The following is a 6,710-nucleotide window of genomic DNA, read 5'->3' as shown; positions in this document are numbered from 1 at the left end:
CCTCCGTGCGGTGAAGCGTAGACACCTCCACCACACCGGAGGTCTTCGCCATTGATCAAGCCCAGCGACTGTTAACAACGCTCGTGATCAATACACCTAGTGGTTCGAGCGCGGGAGGCGTGGAAGCCGGGAGGGCGCCCGGCACGGGTGCTACGGGTGCCATTCGAAGAGCAGGATGGTCCCGTCGTCCCGCAGGTTGTTGTGCTGGTAGTCGAGGATGGCGTGGCTGAGCAGCCGCAGCACCTCGGCCGGGCGCTGGCCGGCGGCGGAGGCGCGGATGATGAAGTCCGTGAACCGGTCGAGGCCGAATTCAACGCCGCTCGCGTCGCGTGCGTCGACCACACCGTCGGTGTAGAGCAGGACGCGGTCGCCCGGTTCGAGTCTGGTCTCGTGGACCTGCCGGGCGGCCGGGGCCAGTTCGAGATGCAGGCCGATCGGCGGTTGCGGGGGGCTGTCCAACGCCCCGTCGAGCACGCGCTCGGCACGGATCAGCAGCGGTGGCGGGTGACCGCAGTTGATCCAGTGCAACACCCCGGTGTTGGCGTCGAGCCGGCACACCACACCGGTGCAGAAGTGGTCGGGCAGCCACTGGGCGAGCGCGCGGTCGACGGAGCCGACGAGTTCGGGCAGGTCGGCGCCGTTGCGGCGGGCGTTCCGCGCGCCGGCCATGGTCACCGAGGTGGTCAGGCCGGAAGCCAGATCGTGGCCCATGGCGTCGAGGATCATGGTGTGCAGCACGTGCTTGACCACCGCGTGGTCGAAGGCGTCGCCGCCGACGTCGTACGCCGGCTCCAGCACCGCGGTCGAGACGCACTGCTTGCTGCCGATGGTGCGGGGCGGCAGGAAGGCCCGCAGCATCTCGGCGGGCAGCCGCATGGTCGCGGTGCGGGTGCGAGCGGCGATCCAGTCGCTGTAGGCGCGCTTGGAGGTGACGACCATCGCGAGCAGATGGGCCAGCATCCGGCTGCGGCGCATCCGGGGCCCGTCCAGCGTGGCGGTCCGCACCGCCAGCACCCCCAGCCGCTCCGCCCCGTCGATCAGCGGCACCCAGACGACCACGCCGTCGCCGTTGTCCGTCACCCGCGGGGAAACCGTGCGGTACGCCCAGCCGGCCTGGGAGCCGTCCACCGGCAGCGGTTCCAGGGACTCGTCGAGCGGGACGAGCAGCCATTGCTGCAGGTCGACGAGGTAGATCAGCACCGTGTTGAGGCCGAGGGCCAACGCGCACCGGTTCGCCAGCGCGGACAGATCCACCGGGAGGACGATCTGCGCCTCGGTGATCAGCTCCTCCAGCCGTCTCTCGTCGACGGCGGCGCCGGGATCGGCGGGCGCCTGCGATGCGTCCAGCACGGGGATCACCCCTTCCGCACCCAGTCTCACACCGATCCCGGCGTCTCTCACCTCAGCGGCACACGCTGAACCAGGCCACGACTGCGTCGACGGGCGGGGTGCCGAATTCGGCAATGTGCCGGGTTGCCTCGCGGTCACCCAGGTCCCGTTCAGCGGCCCGGCACCCGTTTCACCGCGGCACGGCCGGACAGTCAGACGTTGGGGACGTGCAGCCGTTCCCAACTGGATTTTCCGGGGACACCGTCGGCAGCACTGCCTGAGAAGTCGAGCTTCTGCTGCCAGGCGGCGTAGGACTTCACATCGCCCGAGCCCCACACGTCTGTTTCACTGCTGGACGCGTATCGATCGCAGCCTTCGGCGACAAGCCGTTTGTGCATCGCGGTGATGATCGGCGATTTCCGTCCCGTGTGGAAGAACGACGCACCAGGAAACGGCTCGAACTTGGCGGGGCCGCCGTCCATGTGCGCCAGATAGGCCCCGTTCTTGAAAGTGGACCATTGGTTCCAGCCGTGAGCGTCCTTGATGGCCTTTGCCGTCTTGGCGTTGTACAGCGGGTCCTTGAGCTTTGTGGCGATCCTGAGCGTGTCTGGTGGGGTGAACTGCTCTGGGTGCCTGAGGGAGCGTATCTGGAAGAGACCCAAGGACGGCCCCCACTTGTTGTTGGCCAGCCCCTCGTCCCCGACAGCGGCCGGGTTGCCCGTGGACTCCGCCATGGCGACGGCTGCCGCGATGTTGATGTCGCTGCCGGTGAATCCTGCCTGTTTGGCGAGGGCGCGCAGCTCGGTCAGGTTCATTCTCATTCCCTACGCCCTTCTCACTTGTTGATCAGGAGCCATGTCCATATGGCGCATTACGGTGTCGGATCGAGGACCGGGCGCCCGCCGGTATCCCCGACCCGGGAGGAGCAGGGGGGGGAGACATCGCCGGAATGCGATAAATGCGCCTGTGCGGGTAAGGCCCGAAACCCCGGCTGTGAGCCCCACTACATAGACGCGGATGCAAAGTCGAATCAGGGCACTTATGTGCACCTGTTGGCCGCGCCTCCGTGGAGATTGAGGCGGGCGGCTTTGCGAGGTGTGAAAGGTCAGTTGTTTCGACCGTATGGCAACGTCAGACCTGGGGCAAACGGAGTGCTGGGCCGCCCTGTTGCGGGCGCGGCCTACGAACCGTCAGGCCGGAGACCCCACCGTCGACAAGCAGATCGGTGATGCGGTCGGTGCACTCTTCGCGTACCGATCGTATGAAGCGCTCGGCGTGCGGGTTGCCGTTCGGGACTGAGCGGAGCGGCCTCGGTTTCGGGGGATCGGAAAGCAGAAGCGAGCAAGGATCCAGGGCGGCCTTTCAGCCGCCGCCCCCATTGCTTGACTCCCCGAGTGCGCAGATGCACTCTGATACTGACGCTACACATGTGCTCTGCGCTCTGTGCTCTCTGCTATGTGCTAGCCAATCCGTGAACATCACACACGCGTCTGCGGTGAGATGCGCAAGGGAAGCGAGAATTGTAGTCACTCGCGCCTTTACCGACCCGACTTCGGTAACCTCCGCCGCGCTCGCGTATCGATAAGACACAGGTGCCCAACACGGCGCGCCTTCCCGTCCGTGGCTGCACGCCCGGCGTCTGAGCCCAGGAGGAGCACACTCGTCCCTTGACGAGACCCGCGACGGTCGGCCTGATCGACTGTCTGTCGGTCGAGAAACGACGAGCCCTTGGACCGCATGCTCGGCAGACAAGCCGACCTCGACTCGTGTTTTCGGTGTCGACGCGCTCTCGGAAGCGCAGCCCACGGATTGCGGACCGCCATGCGACGGCGCCGACCCGCAACTCACAAGGGAGTGAGGAATGCACCTCGTCACTCGCGCCGATTGGGGGGCCAAGCCGTCGCGCTTCCCCCTCACGCACATCGCGTCCACCCGGGGCGTAAAGGTCCACTATGAGGGCGCTGCCGTCCCGGCCGATCTCGCCAAGCCGGCGAACCACACCCGGTGCGCCGGCCGGGTGCGGCAAATCCAGGCCGATCATCTGGCGAACCGCAAGGAGAATTACTCCGACATCGCCTACAGCTACGTAGTCTGTCCGCACGGTCATGTCTTCGAGGGCCGCGGCCTGCACAAACTCCAAGCTGCGAATGGTAACCACCAGCTCAACCTGAACCACTACTCGGTGTGCGGCATGGTGGGCAACTCCGGACTCACCCATCCGACCGATGCTCAACTGGGCGGTATCCGCGACGCCATCGACCTCCTCCGGGAGAAGGGCGGCGCCGGAGCGGAAATCAAAGGCCACCGCGATGGATTCGCCACCCAATGCCCTGGCGACCCGCTCCAGGAGTGGGTGCAGAGGGGTGCCCCACGGCCCGGCCACGCCCCATCCCCGCCCCCACCTACCGGAATCAAGGTCAGCCTCTCCCACGTCGTCACTGCCGCACGGACCGACCCGGCCGCAGCCCAGGGGCACACCACATTCCCGGCGGACGTCAAACCCGTGGAGGCCGCCCTGGTCGCAGAGGGACTGCTGGACCCGAGCTTCGGCGATGACGGGTCCTTCGGCTCCCGGACCGTCGACGCCTACGCGGCTTTCCAGCGCCGCCAAGGGCTGAGCGGGGCGAACGCCGACGGCATCCCGGGCAAGACCACCCTCACTGTGCTCGGCAGCCAGCACGGATTCACTGTCGCCGCCTGAGCCGGGACTGGATCCACCGGCCCTTGTGCCCTTCTCGGTGGGCAGTTGATGAGCGTTTGGTGGTTTCGTCGTCGCCTGACGGCATGCGCGCGGGCGGAATCGATCGGTGAGTGGGCATCAGGGTGCCTCTCCGATACGGGAGACCGTGCACCCGCGGGCTGCCGTGCCGACCCGGCCCGCGCGACCCGCCAGGCGGTGAACACCGGCTCCATCAACGCCCAGAGGACAATGCACAGGGCACCGCCGACCAGGCACGTTCGATCACGGCCGGACGGATCGACGGTTCCGGCTGTCCTGATGGCCAGAGCATCCCGCTGACCTCCTGACCAGGGATCCCTCGCCCCTTACCGCCCCGCGGCGGCTGACGCGGACAAGTAAGTCAAGCCTTACTTTTACGGGAATTCGGTCGCATAGTGGAGGGCCTTGACGAGGGGAAGGCTGGCTACTGGTGGAGTTCGATGGCGACGGCGCTGCGCGCGAGACGGAGTCGGAACAGCTGCGGGTGACCGCCGCTTACCGGCTGCTGGACGAGCGGCTCATTGAGGCACGGGCGGGGTTGGCGGACGTGCTGCGGTCCGAGGCGGCGGGTCCGGGCGAGGTGTATGCGCGTGAGGTGGCCACCGCACGGCTGGCCGGGCAGGTCCGGCGTCTGGAAGGCGCCGGGGAGGCGCTCGTCTTCGGTCGGATCGATGCCGCGGACGGCACGCAGCTGCACCTCGGGCGGATCGGCCTGCACATGGACGGGTGCGAGCAGCCACTGGTGCTGGACTGGCGGGCGGAGGCGGCGCGGCCGTTCTACGAGGCGACGCCGCTGCGCCCGCTGGGGTTGCGGCGGCGCCGTCACCTGCGTGTCGAGGGCCGCAGGGTGCGGGCGGTGAGTGACGAGCTCCTGGACGGCTCGGCGCCGGCCTTCGGCGATGTCGTGGCTGACGGCCCGCTGGCGCAGGTGCTGGAGGCCGGGCGGACGGGGCGGATGGGCGCCGCCGTGGCCACCTTGCAGGCCGAGCAGGACGCGATCGTGCGCTCCGCGCACCGCGGGGTCACGGTGGTGCAGGGCGGCCCCGGCACGGGCAAGACCGTGGTCGCGCTGCACCGGGCCGCCTATGTGCTGTACGCGTTCCCGCGGGTCGCCGCGCAGGGCGTGCTGGTCCTCGGCCCGAACACGCGCTTCCTCGAGTACATCTCGCAGGTCCTCCCCTCCCTCGGGGAGAACGACGCGGTCCTGGCGACGTGCGCCGACCTGGCACAGGTGGCTCCCGCGGGCGTGGAGCCACCCGATGTCGCCCGCCTCAAGGGCCGGGCCGAGCTGGCCGATGCGCTCGCGGCGCTGGTCCGTTCCCACCAAGCTGCCGAGGGGGGCTTCGCGGTGCGGGTGGGCCGGGAACCGGTCCGCCTTCGGGACGAAGAGGTGGCCGGGGCACGTGCGGCGGCCCTCACCAGCGGTCTGGCGCACAACCCGGCCAGGGAACTGTTCAAGCAGCACCTGGCCGACCAGGTCACCAACGCCCTGGAACGCGCCATGATCGCCGCCTTGGAAGCCATCGATACCGAAGCCCTGGAGAGCACCGGCCTCGACCTCGACCAGGCCGTCGAGGCGGACCTCCGCGCCCTCGGTCTCGACGGCACCCCGACAGCGGCACCGTCCACGGAGTTCGACGCGGACGCCATTCGGGCCGGTCTCCTCGACGACCCCCACGTCGACCGTGCCGTGGAGGCGCTGTGGCCGCAGCTGACCCCCGACACCGTCGTCCAGGCCCTGCTGGCGGACGCCGAGACGATGGCCTCCCACCTGCCGTCGCTGACCGACGAGGAACGGACCAGGCTGCTGCGTGCACCCGGTGCCGGCTGGACCGACGCAGACGCGGCGCTGCTGGACGAGGCCGCGGCCCTGGTAGCGGGTCCGCCCGAGCGCCACTTCGGGCATGTGGTCGTAGACGAGGCCCAGGAACTGACCGCCATGCAGTGGCGCATGGCCCTGCGCCGCTGCCCTTCCCGGTCGATGACCCTGGTCGGCGACTTCGCCCAGGCCGGCCCCACGGCAACGGAGCACACATGGGCCGAAGCGCTACGTCCGCACCTGGGCACCCGGTACGCCCTGCACACCCTGACCGTCAGCTACCGCAGTACCCACGAGATCCTGACCACCACCCACGACCTGCTCGCCCGGATCGCCCCCGGCCAAGCGCCGAGCCGCGCGCTCCGCCACGGCCAGATCCCCCGCCGGCTCACCACCCACCGGGGCCGACTCACCGACGTCGTGATTGCCGAACTCAGGTCCCAGGTCGCAGCACACCCGGGCGATCTGCTCGCGGTGATCTGCGCGGACACCAAAGCGGCCGCCCTGGGGACAGCGGGAATCGACCGGTGGGCCCGTATCGTGCCGGTTTCCCAAGCTCGCGGCCTGGAATTCGACAGCGTGATCCTCATCGACCCGCCGGAGATCACCACGGCCCACCCGGACGGCGAACGCGACCTGTACGTCGCCCTCACCCGCGCCACCAAACGGCTCTGCACCCTGACCACCGAGTCGCCCTGCGGATCCCTCAACACCCGTGTGCTGTCGCAGAGTTGACCGGCCGTCCGGACGGGGGCGCCGTTCCGTGACCCGTACACGCAATGATCGACCCGTCCCAGTAGAACCCGGCCGCCTTGCGTGCCGCCCCTACATGCCGAAAGGGCG

General features: G+C 68.9%; 4 protein-coding genes. 2 read left to right on the top strand and 2 right to left on the bottom strand.

Annotated features, from left to right (window positions below; genetic code table 11):
* Nucleotides 1-150: 150 nt before the first annotated feature.
* Together ACIRPT_RS28195 and ACIRPT_RS28190 are read right to left on the bottom strand one after the other, a co-directional pair.
* A complete protein-coding gene (locus ACIRPT_RS28195) occupies nucleotides 151-1,350 on the bottom strand; it encodes a PP2C family protein-serine/threonine phosphatase (RefSeq protein WP_403832002.1) in 1,200 nt (399 codons plus the stop codon).
* Nucleotides 1,351-1,541: 191 nt separating this feature from the next.
* Nucleotides 1,542-2,144 (bottom strand): peptidoglycan-binding protein, encoded by a 603-nt coding sequence (locus tag ACIRPT_RS28190; protein ID WP_403832000.1) that lies wholly within the window; start codon nucleotides 2,142-2,144, stop codon nucleotides 1,542-1,544.
* 1,046 nt (nucleotides 2,145-3,190) lie between these two features.
* Here ACIRPT_RS28190 and ACIRPT_RS28185 point away from each other — a divergent pair.
* Nucleotides 3,191-4,030: a peptidoglycan-binding domain-containing protein gene (locus tag ACIRPT_RS28185; protein WP_403831998.1), complete on the top strand. Its 840-nt coding sequence runs from the start codon at nucleotides 3,191-3,193 to the stop codon at nucleotides 4,028-4,030.
* 445 nt (nucleotides 4,031-4,475) lie between these two features.
* Nucleotides 4,476-6,602 carry a HelD family protein gene (locus ACIRPT_RS28180; protein ID WP_403832030.1) on the top strand — a complete coding sequence of 709 codons (2,127 nt, stop codon included), beginning with the start codon at nucleotides 4,476-4,478 and terminating at the stop codon, nucleotides 6,600-6,602.
* Nucleotides 6,603-6,710: the final 108 nt, after the last annotated feature.

This window comes from Streptomyces sp. NPDC101227 (genome assembly GCF_044767545.1).
Taxonomy (GTDB): domain Bacteria; phylum Actinomycetota; class Actinomycetes; order Streptomycetales; family Streptomycetaceae; genus Streptomyces.
This window is presented reverse-complemented; position numbering and strand designations above follow the sequence as displayed.

Excerpts from the sequence above, each read along its gene's own strand:
- ACIRPT_RS28190 (WP_403832000.1), bottom strand. The coding sequence starts at position 2,144 with ATGAACCTGACCGAGCTGCGCGCCCTCGCCAAACAGGCAGGATTCACC.
- ACIRPT_RS28185 (WP_403831998.1), top strand. The coding sequence starts at position 3,191 with ATGCACCTCGTCACTCGCGCCGATTGGGGGGCCAAGCCGTCGCGCTTC.